9 protein-coding genes are annotated in these 15667 nt (G+C 70.8%); 8 read left to right on the forward strand and 1 reads right to left on the reverse strand.

Annotated features, from left to right (window positions below):
- Positions 1-44 precede the first annotated feature (44 nt).
- Positions 45-1220: an MFS transporter gene (locus tag JOM49_RS14575; protein WP_209664818.1), complete on the forward strand. Its 1176-nt coding sequence runs from the start codon at positions 45-47 to the stop codon at positions 1218-1220.
- On the opposite strand, the gene JOM49_RS14580 is transcribed toward JOM49_RS14575, so the two are convergent.
- Positions 1211-1849 (reverse strand): histidine phosphatase family protein, encoded by a 639-nt coding sequence (locus JOM49_RS14580; RefSeq protein ID WP_209664819.1) that lies wholly within the window; start codon positions 1847-1849, stop codon positions 1211-1213. The two genes, JOM49_RS14575 and JOM49_RS14580, sit on opposite strands and share 10 nt — an antisense overlap.
- Positions 1850-1924: 75 nt before the next feature.
- Between JOM49_RS14580 and JOM49_RS14585 the strand changes: the two genes are divergently transcribed.
- The 7 genes from JOM49_RS14585 (at position 1925) to JOM49_RS14615 (ending at position 15650) form a co-directional block, all read left to right on the forward strand.
- A complete protein-coding gene (locus tag JOM49_RS14585) occupies positions 1925-3961 on the forward strand; it encodes a bifunctional copper resistance protein CopD/cytochrome c oxidase assembly protein (RefSeq protein ID WP_209664820.1) in 2037 nt (678 codons plus the stop codon).
- A gap of 105 nt (positions 3962-4066) precedes the next feature.
- Positions 4067-4525: a single-stranded DNA-binding protein gene (locus tag JOM49_RS14590; RefSeq protein ID WP_209664821.1), complete on the forward strand. Its 459-nt coding sequence runs from the start codon at positions 4067-4069 to the stop codon at positions 4523-4525.
- 74 nt (positions 4526-4599) lie between these two features.
- Positions 4600-6276, forward strand: coding sequence for an energy-dependent translational throttle protein EttA (ettA, locus tag JOM49_RS14595; protein WP_209664822.1), 1677 nt, complete (start codon positions 4600-4602; stop codon positions 6274-6276).
- Positions 6277-6347: 71 nt separating this feature from the next.
- Positions 6348-9350 (forward strand): hypothetical protein, encoded by a 3003-nt coding sequence (locus JOM49_RS14600; RefSeq protein ID WP_209664823.1) that lies wholly within the window; start codon positions 6348-6350, stop codon positions 9348-9350.
- 249 nt (positions 9351-9599) lie between these two features.
- A complete protein-coding gene (locus JOM49_RS14605; protein ID WP_372444217.1) occupies positions 9600-14588 on the forward strand; it encodes an NAD-glutamate dehydrogenase in 4989 nt (1662 codons plus the stop codon).
- A complete protein-coding gene (locus JOM49_RS14610; RefSeq protein ID WP_209664825.1) occupies positions 14588-15013 on the forward strand; it encodes an acyl-CoA thioesterase in 426 nt (141 codons plus the stop codon). Before JOM49_RS14605 ends, JOM49_RS14610 begins: the two co-directional genes overlap by 1 nt.
- On the forward strand, positions 15006-15650 hold the full coding sequence (locus JOM49_RS14615) for a DUF8010 domain-containing protein (protein WP_209664826.1): 645 nt from the start codon (positions 15006-15008) through the stop codon (positions 15648-15650). The genes JOM49_RS14610 and JOM49_RS14615 overlap by 8 nt, the downstream gene beginning before the upstream one ends.
- Positions 15651-15667: the final 17 nt, after the last annotated feature.

Genomic DNA, 15667 nt, shown 5'->3' on the forward strand with positions numbered 1-15667 from the left:
CTTAAGTCACGCTGGGGCAACAGGTTCACCGGAGAAGGAGCGGGATGGTCAGCGCACGCACCGCGGTTTTCGTCGTGTTCGCCTTGAACGGCTGCGCGCTCGGCTCGTGGGCACCCCGGGTGCCCGCGATGTCCACGCAGGTCGGCGCCGTGCCGGGGTCGCTGGGGCTCGCCCTGCTCGGCGCGAGCGTCGGACTCCTGGTCGCGGCCACGATCACCGGGCGGCTGGTGGAGCGGCTGGGCGCGCGCCTGGTCATGGCCCTGTCCACGGTCGCCGCGGCGCTGATGCTCGCCGCGCTCGGGCTCGCCACGTCCGTGCTGTGGCTAGGGCTCACGCTGTTCGCGCTGGGTGCCGCGATCGGCGTGCTCGACGTGGCGATGAACGTGGGCGCCGTCTTCGTCGAACGCGAGGCGGGCAAGCCGCTCATGGCGAGCTTCCACGCCGGTTTCAGCTTCGGCGCGCTGGCGGGCGCCCTGTTCGCCGGGCTCGCCGCGTCGAACGGCTGGTCGCCCAGCAGGCAGTTCACCCTGGCCGCCCTCGCCGCGATCCTGGTGCTGCTCACCGTCGTCCGCGCGCTGCCCGGCATCAAGCCGACTCACCGACCCACCGAGAAGCGGTCCGCCGTGGCGCCGATCAAGCGGCCCGTGCTGTGGCTGCTCGCCACCATCGCGCTGTGCTCGGCGATCGCCGAAGGTGCCAGCGCCGACTGGTCGGCGCTGCTCCTGGTCTCCGAGCACGGCATCGGCGAGGGCCCGGCCGCGCTCGCCTACGCCGCCTTCTCCCTGGCCATGGCGATCGCGCGGCTGACCGGAGGCGCGCTCCAGGCCAAGGTCGGCGAACGCCCGGTGCTCGCCGGTGGCGCGTTGCTCGCCGCGACCGGCCTGCTCGCCGCGGCCCTGATCAGCTCACCGGTCATCGGATTCGTCGGCTTCGCCCTGGCCGGCGCGGGTCTCGCGGCTTCCTTCCCGGTGGCACTCGGGCTCGCCGGGGAGGCGGGCAAACGCGCCGACGGCGGTGGCGGGGAGCGGGAGATCGCCTTCGTCACCTCGGTCGCCTACACCGGTTTCCTCGCCGGACCGCCTGCCATCGGCGGCATCGCCCAGCTGACCTCGCTGTCCACCTCGTTCATCGTGGTCGCGCTGGTCGCGGCCCTGATCGCCCCGGCGACCGTGGCCGCCCTGCGCGCCGGCCGACGCGAGCGGGAGCGGAGTTACTGCTGAACAGCGCCATCGGGTGAGTCGCGCCACTGCTGGAACGGGCGGTCCAGCTTCCACCGGCCGTCCACCAGCTCGACCACCCGGTATTCGCAGGTCGCCGGGTTGGACAGCGACTCGAACAGCTCGATGCTCCAGCCGAACAGGCGGCGGCAGAGCAACCGGATGGTCAACCCGTGCGAGACCACCAGCACGGTCCTCGGGTGCAGCGGATCGGGACGCCGCGACTCCAGTTCACTGAGGAAAGCGGCGACCCGGTCGTCCACGTCCGCCCCTGACTCACCGAACGGCAGCCGGTAGAAGAAGTGGCCGAACTCGTGCCGCAACCGCTTCTGCACGGCCTGCTCGTCGGCCTCCTGCAGGTTCCCCCAGTCCTGCTCCCGCAACCTCGGCTCGTGCACCAGTCGCTCGGCGGGCAGCTCGAGCAGCCGCAGGGTCTCCCTCGTCCGGACGTACGGGCTGACGTAGACGGCGAGCGGCTCCTCACCGACCAGCTCGGCGATCGCCGGACCGGCCCGCCTGGCCTGCTCGCGGCCGAGTTCGGTCAGTGGCAGCGAGTGGTCGGGGATACGGGTGTAGGCCAGTTCGTCGACGTTGCCCAGTGACTCGGCGTGACGCAGGAGGATGATCCGCACCCCGCCATCCTGCCGTGCCGCTGACGAGCAGATGGCGGATAGCTGGCCGCGAAGCGTTGCACTTACGCTCGTGTCGTGCCCGAAGAATCCACCGCGACCAAGACGACCGGCAAGGTTCCGGCTCCCCGAGGTAACGTCGGCCCGCTGGTCACGGTGGGGGTCCTGCTCGCCGTCGTGGTCGGCACCGGGCTCGTCGCGCTGACCGGCGGGGCCGGATCGGTGATCACCGGGCTGGCCGATCCCGGCGTGGTCACGCGCTATGGGATCACCGTCGTCCGCGTGCTCGCCGAGGCCGCCTCCGTGCTCTGCGTCGGCTCGCTGCTGCTGGCCGCCTTCCTGGTGCCGCCGCAGAAGTCGGGCGTGCTCGGCCCGGAGGGTTACGCCGCGTTGCGGACCGCCGGTATTGCCGCCTGGTGCTGGTTCTTCGCGTCGGTCGCGTCCATCTACTTCTCCGCGGCCGACGCGGCGGGCCAACCGGTCACCGAGCTGCTCGACCCGCAGGCGCTGCTCCAGATGGTCGACGCGATCGAGCAGCCCAAGGCCTGGGTGTTCACCGCGCTGATCGCGTTGCTGCTCGCGCTCGGCTGCCGTCTCGTACTGTCCTGGGGCTGGACCGCGACGCTGTTCTTCCTGGCTGTCGGCGGCCTGGTGCCGGTGGCGGTCACCGGGCACTCGGCCAGCGGTGGCGCGCACGACGTGGCCACGAACAGCCTGCTGTACCACCTGGTCGCCGCCGCGTTGTGGGTCGGCGGCCTGGTCGCGCTACTGGCTCTGGGGTGGCGGCGGGGCGCGCACCTGTCGCTGGCCGCGCAGCGCTTCTCCCGGCTGGCGCTGGTGTGCTGGCTGGTGATGGCGGTGTCCGGCGTGGTCAACGCGCTGATCCGGGTGGCTCCCGCGGACCTGCTGGCCACCGACTACGGCCTGCTGGTGCTGGCCAAGGTTGTCGGCTTGCTGGTGCTCGGCGTGTTCGGCCACCAGCAGCGGCAGCGCGGGGTCCGCGGGCTCGTCGACGGCGCGGGCGGCGGGCAGCTGGTCCGGCTCGCTTCCGTCGAGATCCTGATCATGTTCGTCACCATCGGGCTGGCCACCGCGCTGGCCAGGACGCCGCCTCCGCAGGAGGTGACCACCCAGCCGTCCAACACCGAACTGCTCATCGGGTACGACCTCAGCGGCCCGCCGAGCGCACTGCGACTGCTGCTGGACTGGCGGTTCGACCTGGTCTTCGGCACCCTCGCGCTCACACTGGCGGTGCTCTACCTGCTGGGTGTGCGCCGGTTGCGGCAGCGTGGGGACGCCTGGCCGGTCGGCCGGACGGTCGCCTGGGTGGCCGGGTGCGCGGTGCTGCTGGTGGCGACCTCGTCGGGCATCGGCCGGTACGCCCCGGCGATGTTCAGCGTGCACATGGGCAGCCACATGCTGCTGTCCATGGTGGTGCCGGTGCTCCTGGTGCTCGGCGGACCGGTCACGCTGGCGCTCCGGGCGCTGCCGCCGGCCGGTAAGGACGGCCCGCCCGGGCCGCGCGAATGGCTGCTGGCGTTCGTGCATTCGCCGGTCTCGCGGACGCTCACCCATCCGGTGGTCGCGCTCGTCCTGTTCGTGGGCTCGTTCTACGTGCTGTATTTCTCCGGGTTGTTCGGCTCCGCGCTCAACTACCACTGGGCGCACTTGCTGATGAACGCGCACTTCATCCTGTCGGGTTACGTCTTCTACTGGCCGGTGATCGGCGTCGACCCGGCGCCGCGCCGCATGCCGCCGCTGGGCAGGCTCGGCATGATGTTCGCTTCGATGCCGTTCCACGCGTTCTTCGGCGTGATCCTGATGAACACGCAGACGGTGCTCGGGGAGTCCTTCTACCAGGCGCTCAAGCTGCCGTGGGCCGGTGATCTGCTCACCGACCAGCGGCTCGGCGGCGGGATCGCGTGGGCCGCGGGCGAGGTGCCGGTGCTCCTGGTGCTGGTCGCGCTGCTGGTCCAGTGGGCGCGGGCGGACGAGCGCGAGGCCAAGCGGTCCGACCGGCGGTCCGACGCCACCGGTGAGGCGGACCTGGTCGCGTACAACGCGATGCTGAAGCAGTTGTCAGAACGCGGTGAAGAACGCTCATCTCGGGATTGATTGTCCACACCCGACCCGGTTGTCCACAGATCCGCACTCGCCCCACCCACGCCCGCCCGGTTCGCCGCATCCTGGAAGCACGGACGAACGAGGAGGGCGAAGGACATGGCTCTTGGGGAAACCCCGCTGACGATCGTGGGCACGGTGCTGAGCGAGGTGAGCACGCGATCGGTCGGCGAGAACGGCCACCACGTGGCGAGTTTCTGGTTGCGCAGCCACGAGCGCAGACGGGACAAGGAGACCATGGAGTGGGTCGACGGCAGACAGCTGACGGTGCGGGTCACCTGCTGGCGCCGGCTCGCCGAAAGCGTGGGCGGCAGTCTCGTCAAGGGAGATCCGGTGATCGTCTCCGGCAGGCTGTACACCCGGGAGTTCGTCGCTGACGGGCAGTCGAAGTCGATCGCCGAACTCGAGGCCCACGCGATCGGGCCGAATCTGACCCGCTGTACCGCGCTGGTCCGCCGCAAGGGCAGGCCGGAGCAGCCGGAGCCGTTGTGGGAGGACAACGGAGAAGGCGAGGTGAGCAGGGCACTCTCCCCCGGAGAGGGGATGAGTGCGGCTTGACCGGGTGGTCAGCCGAGCACGCCCCGAGGTGACCGGCGTCGAGGCGCCAGCACGACGGCTCTACGATCGCTTGCATGGCCGAGTTCATCTACACCATGAAAAAGGTGCGCAAGACCGTCGGGGACAAGGTCATTCTCGACGACGTCAGCACCGCCTTCTACCCCGGAGCCAAGATCGGCGTGGTGGGCCCGAACGGTGCGGGTAAGTCCACCGTTCTCAAGATCATGGCCGGACTCGACCAGCCGAGCAACGGTGAGGCCTTCCTGCAGCCGGGCGCCTCGGTGGGCATCCTCCAGCAGGAGCCGCAGCTGAACGAGGAGAAGACGGTCCGGGGGAACGTCGAGGAGGGCCTCGGCGACATCAAGGTCAAGCTCGACCGGTTCAACGAGATCGCCGAGCTGATGGCCACCGACTACAGCGACGCGCTGATGGAGGAGATGGGCAAACTCCAGGAGGACCTGGACCACGGCGACGCGTGGGAACTGGACTCCCAGCTCGAGCAGGCGATGGACGCGTTGCGCTGCCCGCCGCCGGACGAGCCGGTCACCCACCTCTCCGGTGGTGAGCGCCGCCGGGTGGCGCTGTGCAAGCTGCTGCTGTCGAAGCCGGACCTGCTGCTGCTCGACGAGCCCACGAACCACCTGGACGCGGAGAGCGTGCTGTGGCTGGAGCAGTTCCTGGCCAGCTACCCCGGTGCCGTCCTGGCCGTCACCCACGACCGGTATTTCCTGGACAACGTCGCCGAGTGGATCATGGAGCTCGACCGGGGCCGCGTCGTCGGCTACGAGGGCAACTACTCCACCTACCTCGAGAAGAAGCGCGAACGGCTCGAGGTGCAGGGCAAGAAGGACGCGAAGCTGGCCAAGCGGCTGAAGACCGAACTCGACTGGGTCCGGTCCAACGCCAAGGCGCGCCAGACCAAGTCGAGGTCCCGTCTCGACCGCTACGAGGAGATGGCGGCCGAAGCGGAGAAGACGCGGAAGCTCGACTTCGAGGAGATCCAGATCCCGCCGGGGCCCCGGCTGGGCAACGTGGTCGTCGAGGTCAACGACCTGCGCAAGGGTTTCGACGACCGGGTGCTGATCGACGGCCTGTCGTTCGACCTGCCGCGCAACGGCATCGTCGGCGTGATCGGCCCGAACGGTGTCGGCAAGACGACCCTGTTCAAGACGATCGTCGGGCTCGAGGATGCGGACGCGGGCAGCGTCAAGATCGGTGAAACGGTCAAGCTGTCCTATGTGGACCAGAACCGGTCCGGGATCGACCCGAAGAAGACGGTGTGGGAGGTGGTGTCCGACAAGCTCGACTACATCCACGTCGGGCAGACCGAAATGCCGTCGCGGGCCTACGTCAGCGCGTTCGGCTTCAAGGGGCCTGACCAGCAGAAGCCGGCCGGCGTGCTGTCCGGTGGCGAGCGCAACCGGCTGAACCTGGCGATGACCCTGAAGCAGGGCGGGAACCTGATCCTGCTGGACGAGCCGACGAACGACCTGGACGTGGAGACGCTGGGGTCGCTGGAGAACGCGCTGGAGCAGTTCCCCGGCTGCGCCGTGGTGATTTCGCACGACCGGTGGTTCCTCGACCGCGTCGCGACGCACATCCTGGCTTGGGAAGGTACCGACGAGAACCCGGCGCAGTGGTTCTGGTTCGAGGGCAACTTCGAGGGCTACGAGAAGAACAAGATCGAGCGGCTGGGCGCCGAAGCGGCTCGTCCGCACCGGGTCACCCACCGGAAGCTGACCCGCGACTGAGTGGTTCGTGATAGGCCTGAAGTCCGCACTAGGCGAGCCCGACCGCCGCGATCAACCGACCGGAGAGTGCCGTGGTAGCCAGCAACCAGATCCGGCCGGTCGAGCAACTCCTCGACCGGGCCTCGGAGCTGCGGTTGCGCGCGCCCGAACTCGCTTTGGTGCTCGGCGAGCGGGCGGCCTCGCTCGCCGAGGCCGCCGGTTCGGACCAGGCGTGGCTGCGCGCGGAGTCGCTGGTGGTCTTCGCGCGGGTGCGGCTGGGTGATCGTGCGTCGGTGACCGCGCGGACCGTGGCGGCGCTGCGGTCGGCGGAGCACCTCGGGTACTCGCTGCTCGCGGCCCGGTTGCGGACCGACCTCGCGGTGTGCGCGCGCAGCGTCGGCATGCCGTTGACCGGGCTGGCGTTGCTGCGCCCGGTGCTGGCCGAGCCCGGTCTGACGCCGGGCGAGCGGGCCACGGCTTTGTGCCACCTGGTGGGCTGCATGGCCCAGCTGGGGCGCAAGCAGGAGCTGGACCGGGTGTTGCTCGAAGCGGATCGGCTGTGCCTGTCCGACGAGAGTTCCGACGGCGACTCACGGTTGGTGATGCGCTCGCTGGTGCGGGTGGGCATGTCCGGGCACCGGCGCAGGCACGGTGATCTGACCGGGGCCGCCGACGCGGCGCGCACCGGGCTGGGCTTCATCGAGCAGCTGCGTGACCCGTCGGCCGATGGCGGGCTGGCGAGGTCGCGGCTGGTGTTGCAGCTGGTCTGCACACTGCTGGACCGCGGCAACATCGAGATGGCGCTCGAACTCGCCGAGCCGGTGCTCGACTCACCGCCTCGCGCCGGGGGGATCGGCCCGGCGAGCTGGCTGCGGCTCGCCGTGGCGACGCGGGTGCACCTGAGCACGGGTGCGCCCGAGGCTGCCGGGGCGTTGTTGCGGGAAGCCGTTTATGACGCGGACCGGCACGGGCTGCACTCGCTGACCGCGAAGCTGTTGCTGGAGCTGGCGCACGTCGAGGAACGTTTGGGCAGGCCGGCTGACGCACTGGAGTGCCTGCGGCGGTCGCGCGCGGCCGAGCAGGTGCACCTGCGGATGCGGCGGCAGGCCTGTGCCGTGCTCGGCGGGGAGTTCGGTGGCGGGGAGCAGGCACCGGTCGATCTGACCGACGTGCTCGCTCGCTCGCCGCGTGGGGCTTCCGGGCCGGAAACGACGGTCATCCCGCGCATCACCGACTCGACGCCGCCTCCGGGGCGGGAGGTGGCGCGTCCGCCTGCGCAACAGCAGCGCGCGGAGACGCCGCGGCCGCAGACCATCCGCGTCGAGGCTCCGCGCTTGGCGGCGGAGGAGATGACGCAGACCCTGCCGCGGTACGAGCCGCAGCCCGCGGAGGCGGCTCGGGTCGAGCAGGTTCGGCACCAGCAGCCCGCGGCTGAACAGCCGGTGGCGACGCAGTACCAGCAAGCGTATGGCGCGGTCCGGTACGAGGCGGCGGCTGCGGCTGCTGCGGAGGCTTCGCGCTACGAGCAGCAGGCGGCCCCGGAAGCGCGGTACCAGCAGCCCGCGGGTGAGCCGGTGCGCTACGAACAGTCCGCTGAGCAGCCGCGGTATCAGCCTGCTAACGAGCAAGTGCGGTATGAGCAACCCGCCGAGGCGGTGCGATACCAGCAGCCGCCCGCCGAGGCGGTGCGGTACGAGCAACCCGCCGAGCAGGCGCGATACCAGCAGCCCGCGGGCGAGCCTGTGCGGCATGAGCAGCCCGCTGAGGCGGCGCGGTATCAGCAGCCTGCGGGCGAGCAGATGCGGTATGAGCAACCTGTTGAGGTGGCGCGTTATCAGCAGCCTGCGGGTGAGGCCGTGCGGCATGAGCAGTCCGCTGAGCAGGCGCGGTACCACCAGGCGCCGGGCGAGCCAGCGAGGTATGAGCAGGCTGCTGAGGCGGCGCGGTACCAACAGGCGCCGGGTGAGCAGGTGCGGTATGAGCAGCCCGCTGAGGCAGTGCGGTACCAGCAGCCTGCCGCCGAAGCAGGGCGATATGCGCAGGCCGAGGCGCAGTACGGCCAGCCTGAAGCGGCTCGGTATGAACAGGCGCCGCAGGGTGGGCAGCCCGGCGCCGAGGCAGCCCGGTACCAGCAGCCTGTCGCTGAGCGACGGTATGAGCAGCCTGGCGCGGCGCAGTATGCGCAGCCCGCTGCTGAGGCGGCGCGCTACGAACAGCCGGCCGGCACGGGGTCGTATCAACAAGCGTCGTATCAACAAGCGCAGTACGGGCAGCCTGCGGCCGAGGCCGGGCGCTACCAGCAGGCTGCTCAGTACAGCCAGCCCGCCGGTGAGCCGGTGCGGTATCAGCAGGCTCCCGCGGAGGCGCCGCGGGCTGAGCAGGTGCAGCCGGTGAGTGAGGCGCCGAAGTTCGCCGAGACGGCTCGGTACGAGCAGGGGCGGGTGCTGCCGCCGGAGGCGATGTTGGCGCCGCCGCCTGCGGAGGAGCGTCAGCCGGCGATGACGGCGACGGTGAACCAGCCCGAGCCCGAGCCGCGCAAGGTGGAGGAGCCGCACATCACGACTCGCCACGACTCGGAGCATGGGTCGGTGGCGGCGCGGTCCGTGCTCGATCGGCTCGGGGTGTCCTCGTCCGGAGGCGGGGGTGGTGGACGCCGCCGGGCTGGGGACAAGCCTGCGGAACAACAGCAACAACAACAGCCCGAGGAGGCTCCGCGGGCGGAGCCGGAGCCCGAGAAGCCCGCGCAGGAAGAGGGCTGGCTGCCCAAGCTGCGCCTGCCACCGTCACTCGCGCCGGTGGACGAGTACACCTCCGAGTACGGCAGGCCCAACTACGACCTCACGAACGGCGAGTACACCCCGCCCGCACCGCCCGCGGACTTCGTGATCCCGTCCGAGGATCCGCCGCCGGATGCCGGGCTGGCCGAGCTGCTGGCCCTCGCGCTCGCCGAGCACCGGGCGGGGACGTCCAGCGCCGCGGCGCTCGTGAAGCGGCTGGGGTCGCAGTCCGACGGCGAGCAGGCGCAGCCGGTGAACGGGAGTTCGCGCCGCGGCGAATACGACCACGGGCGCCGCCAGGCCGGTGGCGAAGCCTAGGTGCCTCGCTAGACCTCGGTGTGGCCTCGCGCACCGGGGATCGTTCTTGCCACCAACTGAATCGAAGGCTGAATCGACGCCGCCAGCCTACGCCGGGGAACGCACGTTTCCCCGCCTACCGTGCCCGTCCCGCGTTCTGGCGAAGGCCATATTCTCTTGCTGCGTAAGGCCCATACTGGGGCGAGCGAAAGACACAGCGTGGTGTCGGGAACGGGAGAGTTGCCTGCAATGAGTTCGACGGCGTCTTCGATCAGCGTGGGCGGGGCATCCTCCCCGTCCGGAGCGGGCACCAGCACCACGCTGGACCGCTCCGAGCGCGCGAGCCAGCGGCGCTCGGCCAGCCCCGAGCAGATCCGGGATGAGCTCGTCGACGCGGCCGCCGCACTGGCGCCGGACATCGAGGACCTGCTCCGGCTGTACTTCCGGCACACCCCGGCCGAGGAGATCGTCGACGACGAGGCGGCGGACCTGGTCGGCGCGGTGCGCACGCACCTGCAGCTCGCCCAGCAGCGGGTCCCGGGGCGCCCGGTGGTCCGCCTGCTCAACCCGACCACCGCCGAGGACGGCTGGACCCGGGAAGCGACCGTGGTCCAGCTGGTCACCGACGACATGCCCTACCTGGTCGACTCCGTGGCCGCCGAGCTGGCGCGCACCGGGGTGCAGGTCCAGCGCATCGTGCACCCCATCGTCGTGGTCAACCGGGAGATCACCGGCGAGCTGCGGGAGGTGCACGCGAACGCCGACGTGGCCCAGCCGCCCGAGGGCGCGGCCGCGGAATCCTGGATGTACCTGGAGATCGACTGCATCACCGACCCGCAGCGGGCCCGTGAGCTGGACAACCGGCTGACCTCGGTGCTCGGCGACGTGCGTGAGGTCGTCGAGGACGCCGAGAAGATGGCCGAGGCGGCGCTGTCGCTGGCGGCCGGGCTGGAGAACGAGCCGCCGTCGCTGCCCGACGCCGAGGTCCGCGAAGGTGCCGCGTTGCTGCGCTGGCTGGCCGACGGCCACTTCACCTTCCTCGGCTACCGGCAGTACGAGCTGGTCGAGGCGACCACAGTGGAGGGTGAGGAGCCCGCGTTGCGCGCGGTGCTCGCCTCCGGCCTCGGCGTGCTGCGCCAGGACAGCCTCGCCGCGCGGAGCCTGACCGCCGGGCCGGATTCGGCCGCCGTGGCGCTGGACCCGTCGCTGCTGGTGCTCACCCAGGCCAGCGCGCCCTCGACCGTGCACCGCCCGATCTACCCGTACTACGTCGGCGTCAAGACCTTCGACGCCAAGGGCGGCGTGACCGGCGAGCACCGGTTCCTCGGCATGTTCACCACCACCGCGCTGCACGAGAACGTGCTGGACATCCCGGTGGTCGCCTCCCGCGTGCGCGAGGTGATCCACCGCGCCGGGTTCCCGATGGAGTCCTACTCCGGGCAGCGCATGCTGGAGGTGCTGCAGAACTGGCCGCGCGCGGACCTGTTCTCCGCCGACGTCGATTCGCTGTACGCGACCGCGACCGGCGCGATCACCCTGGCCGACCGCCGTCGCCTGCGGGTGTTCGTGCGCCGCGACCCGTACGGCCGCTTCTTCTCGTGCCTGGTGTTCCTCCCGCGCGACCGCTACAGCACCAAGTCCCGTGTCGCGATGCAGGAGGTGCTGCTCGACGAACTCGAAGGCACACACCTCGAGTTCAGCACGCGCGTCGGGGAAACCCTGCTGGCCCAGGTGCACTTCACCGTCCACACCGAGCCCGGCAACCGGGCGGAGCCGGACACCCTGCGCATCCAGGAGCGGCTGAACGACGCCGTGCGCAGCTGGGACGACCTGATGGTCGAGGCGATCCTGGCCGAGCGCCGCGGCCGTGACGGGGACAGCGGCCCGATCGCCGAGGAGTCGGCGACCGAGCAGGGCCAGCGCTACGCCTCGGTGTTCCCCGAGGCGTACAAAGAGGACTACACGGCCGAAGAGGCGCTCGCCGACCTGCGCCGGCTGGAGTCGCTGACCAGCCCGGACGACCTGGCGATGTCGTTCTACCTGCCGGCCGACGCCGAGCCGGGGGAGCGTCGGTTCAAGCTGTACCTGCTGGGCGAGGGCGTGACCCTGTCGACCGTGTTGCCGCTTTTGCAGCGCATGGGCGTCGAGGTGGTCGACGAGCGGCCGTACGAGCTGCACCGCGAGGACGGCTCGCGCTCGTGGATCTACGACTTCGGCCTGCGCATGGACCAGCGCGCGCTCGACGTGGTGTCCGAGGAGCAGGTCGACGACGTGCGCGTCCGTTTCCAGGACGCCTTCGCCGCCGCGTGGAAGGGCGAATGCGAGGTCGACGGGTTCAACGCGCTGGTGCTGCGCGCCGGGCTGACCTGGCGCCAGGCCGCGGTGCTGCGGGCCTACTCGCGCTACCTGCGCCAGGCGGGCAGCCCGTACTCCCAGGAGTACATCGAGAACGCCGTGCTCGCGCACACCGACATTGCGACCGCGCTGGTCGGGTTGTTCGAAACCCGGTTCGACCTGGGCATCGAGGCCGAGCAGCGTGAGCACGAGGCCGCCGCGAAGGCCGCCGAGATCGCCAAGCTGATCGACGACGTGACCAGCCTGGACGAGGACCGCATCCTGCGCCGCCTGATGGCGGTCATCGGCGCGACCCTGCGCACGAACTACCACGTCACCTCGGCCGACGGCGTGCCGCGGCCGTACCTGGCGCTCAAGCTGGACCCGCAGGGCGTGCCCGACCTGCCCCAGCCGCGCCCGAAGTTCGAGGTCTTCGTCTACTCACCGCGCGTCGAGGGCGTGCACCTGCGTTTCGGCTCGGTCGCGCGTGGTGGGTTGCGCTGGTCGGACCGCCGCGAGGACTTCCGCACCGAGATCCTGGGGCTGGTCAAGGCGCAGGCGGTGAAGAACGCGGTGATCGTGCCCGTGGGCGCGAAGGGCGGGTTCGTGGTCAAGCGCCCGCCGGCGCCGACCGGTGACGCCGGGATCGACCGCGACGCCCAGCTCAACGAGGGCATCGCCTGCTACCGCATGTTCATCTCCGGCCTGCTGGACCTGACCGACAACCTCAACGAGGGCCGGACCGTGCCCGCGCCGGACGTGGTGCGCTACGACGGTGACGACAGCTACCTGGTGGTCGCCGCGGACAAGGGCACCGCGAAGTTCTCCGACATCGCCAACGAGGTGGCCATCAGCTACGGCTTCTGGCTCGGCGACGCCTTCGCCTCCGGTGGCTCGGTCGGCTACGACCACAAGGCCATGGGCATCACCGCGAAGGGTGCCTGGGAGAGCGTCAAGCGCCACTTCCGCGAGCTGGGCGTGAACACCCAGGCCGAGGAGTTCACCGTCGTCGGCATCGGCGACATGGCCGGGGACGTGTTCGGCAACGGCATGCTGCTCTCGGAGCACATCCGGCTGGTGGCCGCGTTCAACCACCTGCACATCTTCCTGGACCCGAACCCCGCCGCCGCCGGTTCCTACGCCGAGCGGCGCCGCCTGTTCGACCTGCCGCGGTCCTCGTGGGAGGACTACGACCGGTCGCTGATCAGCGAGGGCGGCGGGATCTACTCGCGGGCCGCGAAGACCATCCCGATCACCCCGCAGGTGCGTGAGGTGCTCGGCCTGCCGGACGACGTGCAGAAGCTGGCCCCGGCCGACCTGATGCGCGCGATCCTGCTGGCCCCGGTCGACCTGCTGTGGAACGGCGGCATCGGCACCTACGTCAAGGCGGAGACCGAGTCGCACGCCGACGCCGGCGACAAGGCCAACGACGCGCTGCGCGTCAACGGCCAGGACCTGCGGGTCAAGGTGGTCGGCGAGGGCGGCAACCTGGGCCTGACCCAGCTCGGCCGCATCGAGTTCGCCCGGGCCGGTGGCAAGATCAACACCGACGCGCTGGACAACTCGGCCGGGGTGGACTGCTCCGACCACGAGGTCAACATCAAGATCCTGCTCGACCACCTGGTCGCCTCGGGCACGCTGGAGACCGGCCAGCGCAACCAGCTGCTGCTGGAGATGACCGACGAGGTCGGCGAGCTGGTGCTCGCGGACAACTACCGGCAGAACGCGGTCCTCGGCGTGAGCCGGGCGCACCGGGCGCCGATGGTGTCGGTGCACGCCAGGTTGATCGCCCACCTCGAGGCCGAGGGCAAGCTCGACCGCAAGCTGGAGGCGCTGCCGAGCCCGGCCGAGTTCAAGGCGCTGGAGAAGGCGGGCAAGGGGCTCACCTCGCCCGAGCTGGCCACCGTGCTCGCGCACGTGAAGCTGGACCTCAAGGACCAGCTGCTGGCCAGCGAACTGCCGGACAACGAGGTGTTCGCGCGGCGGCTGCCCGAGTACTTCCCGAAGCCGCTGCGGGAGCGCTTCGGCGACGCGATCGCCGAGCACCCGCTGCACCGCCAGATCATCACCACGCTGCTGGTCAACGAGGTGGTCGACGGGGCGGGCCTGTCGTACGCGTTCCGCCTCGCCGAGGAGATGAACGCGACCGCGACCGACGCCGTGCGCGCCTACGCGGTGGTCACCTCGGTGTACGACCTGCCCTCGCTGTGGCGGGAGATCGACGCGCTCGACAACGTCGTGCCGTCGGAACTCGCCGACGAGATGATGCTGGAGACGCGGCGCCTGCTCGACCGGGCCGCGCGCTGGTTCCTCACCAACCGGCCGCAGCCGCTGGCCGTCGGCGCGGAGATCAACCGCTTCGGCGAGACCGTGGCCCAGCTGGCCGGCCGGGTCGGCGGGCTGCTGCGCGGCCGTGAGCTGGAGTCGGTCCGCGAGGACGTCCAGCGGCTGACCTCGCACGGCGTGCCGGAGCAGCTGGCCCGGCGGGTGGGCGTGCTGCTGCACACCTTCGGCCTGCTGGACGTCACCGAGGTCGCCGAGCTGGCCGAGCAGGAGGTCGGCATCGACGTGGAGCGCAGCCCGGACGAGACCGCCGAGCTGTACTACGCGCTGTCCGAGCACCTGAACGTGGACAAGATGCTCACCTCGATCAGCGCGCTGGAGCGGGGCAACCGCTGGCACGCGCTGGCGCGGCTGGCGCTGCGGGACGACCTGTACGCGTCGCTGCGGGCGATCACCCTGGACGCGCTGCGGCACAGCGACTCCGACGACACCGCCGACCAGAAGATCGAGCAGTGGGAACAGACCAACGCCTCGCGCCTGGCGCGGGCGCGGGTGTCGCTGGATGAGATCCAGCGTTCCGGCCGGCTCGACCTGGCGACGCTTTCGGTGGCCGCCCGGCAGATGCGGAGCACGGTCCGCTGATGCCACATCGCGCACTGGTCCGGCCGCGCTGGTCGGACATGGACGTCTACGGCCACGTCAACCACGCGAACATGGTCACGCTGCTCGAAGAGGCCAGGGTGCCGCTGCTGTTCGGCGAGTCGGCCGCGGCCGGGCTGACCGAACTGGCCAAGGGCATCGTGGTGGTCCGGCTGCAGGTGGACTATCGGGCACCGGTGGTGGTCGGCGACCAGGACGTGCTGGTCGAGATGACGCTGACCGACCTGCGGTACTCCTCGTTCACCATCGCCTACCGGGTGCACACCGGGCCCGGCGAGGCGGACAAGGTGGCCGTGACCGCGGAGACCAGGCTCGCGCCCTACGATGTGCAGACCGAGCGCCCGCGCCGGCTCACCGAGGACGAGCGCGATTTCCTGCGGCGTGGATTAGGGGAGCCCGATGCCTGAACTGCGGATCGCTGATCCGGCGGACCGCGAAACCCTCGGCGCGTTCGTCGCCAGGGCCGTCCGGCTCGACGGCCAGGTGTCGGTCCGGTTGCGCAACCGGACCGAAGGCGTGGTCGAGGCCTGGGTCGCCACGCCGTTCGACGTGCTGGCGACCAGGGCGGTGGCCGGGCAGATCAGCCCGTCGGACATCACCGTGTCCGGGGCCGAACTGCTCGCCGCGCTGACCGTGGCCGGTGGTGAGCGGATGGACCCGGGACCGTCGCGGGACCTGATGTGGCACTCCGAACTGCCCGCCGCCGGGCGGTGGCAGCCGGTGGACGACCTGCCGGTCACCGTGGTCGCCGACCTCGCCGACCGCGGGGTGTCGCTGGCCAGGGAGAACGCCGGGCCGCACGGGAACCCGCCCGCGTCGCTGATGGACCAGGCGGTGCTCACCGTCAGCGGGGGCGAGCTGGAGGTCAAGGTCCAGATGCGCTGCCTGTTCGCGCTGTCCGGCATGGGGTTCCTGGACTCGTCGATCAGCGACGACGTGGTGCGGGTGACCGCGACCGACTCGTGGCTGCGGATGGACGCGCGGTACGGCGCGATCGTGCGGCGGCGGCACGCCCTGCTGCCGCTGCTGTTCGGCGCGCACTGAGAGTTCTTACCGAGGTG

The sequence above is a fragment of the Amycolatopsis magusensis genome (assembly GCF_017875555.1).
Taxonomy (GTDB): Bacteria; Actinomycetota; Actinomycetes; order Mycobacteriales; family Pseudonocardiaceae; genus Amycolatopsis; species Amycolatopsis magusensis.

Excerpts from the sequence above, each read along its gene's own strand:
- JOM49_RS14575 (WP_209664818.1), top strand. The coding sequence starts at position 45 with ATGGTCAGCGCACGCACCGCGGTTTTCGTCGTGTTCGCCTTGAACGGC.
- JOM49_RS14590 (WP_209664821.1), top strand. The coding sequence starts at position 4,067 with ATGGCTCTTGGGGAAACCCCGCTGACGATCGTGGGCACGGTGCTGAGC.
- ettA (WP_209664822.1), top strand. The coding sequence starts at position 4,600 with ATGGCCGAGTTCATCTACACCATGAAAAAGGTGCGCAAGACCGTCGGG.
- JOM49_RS14610 (WP_209664825.1), top strand. The coding sequence starts at position 14,588 with ATGCCACATCGCGCACTGGTCCGGCCGCGCTGGTCGGACATGGACGTC.
- JOM49_RS14615 (WP_209664826.1), top strand. The coding sequence starts at position 15,006 with ATGCCTGAACTGCGGATCGCTGATCCGGCGGACCGCGAAACCCTCGGC.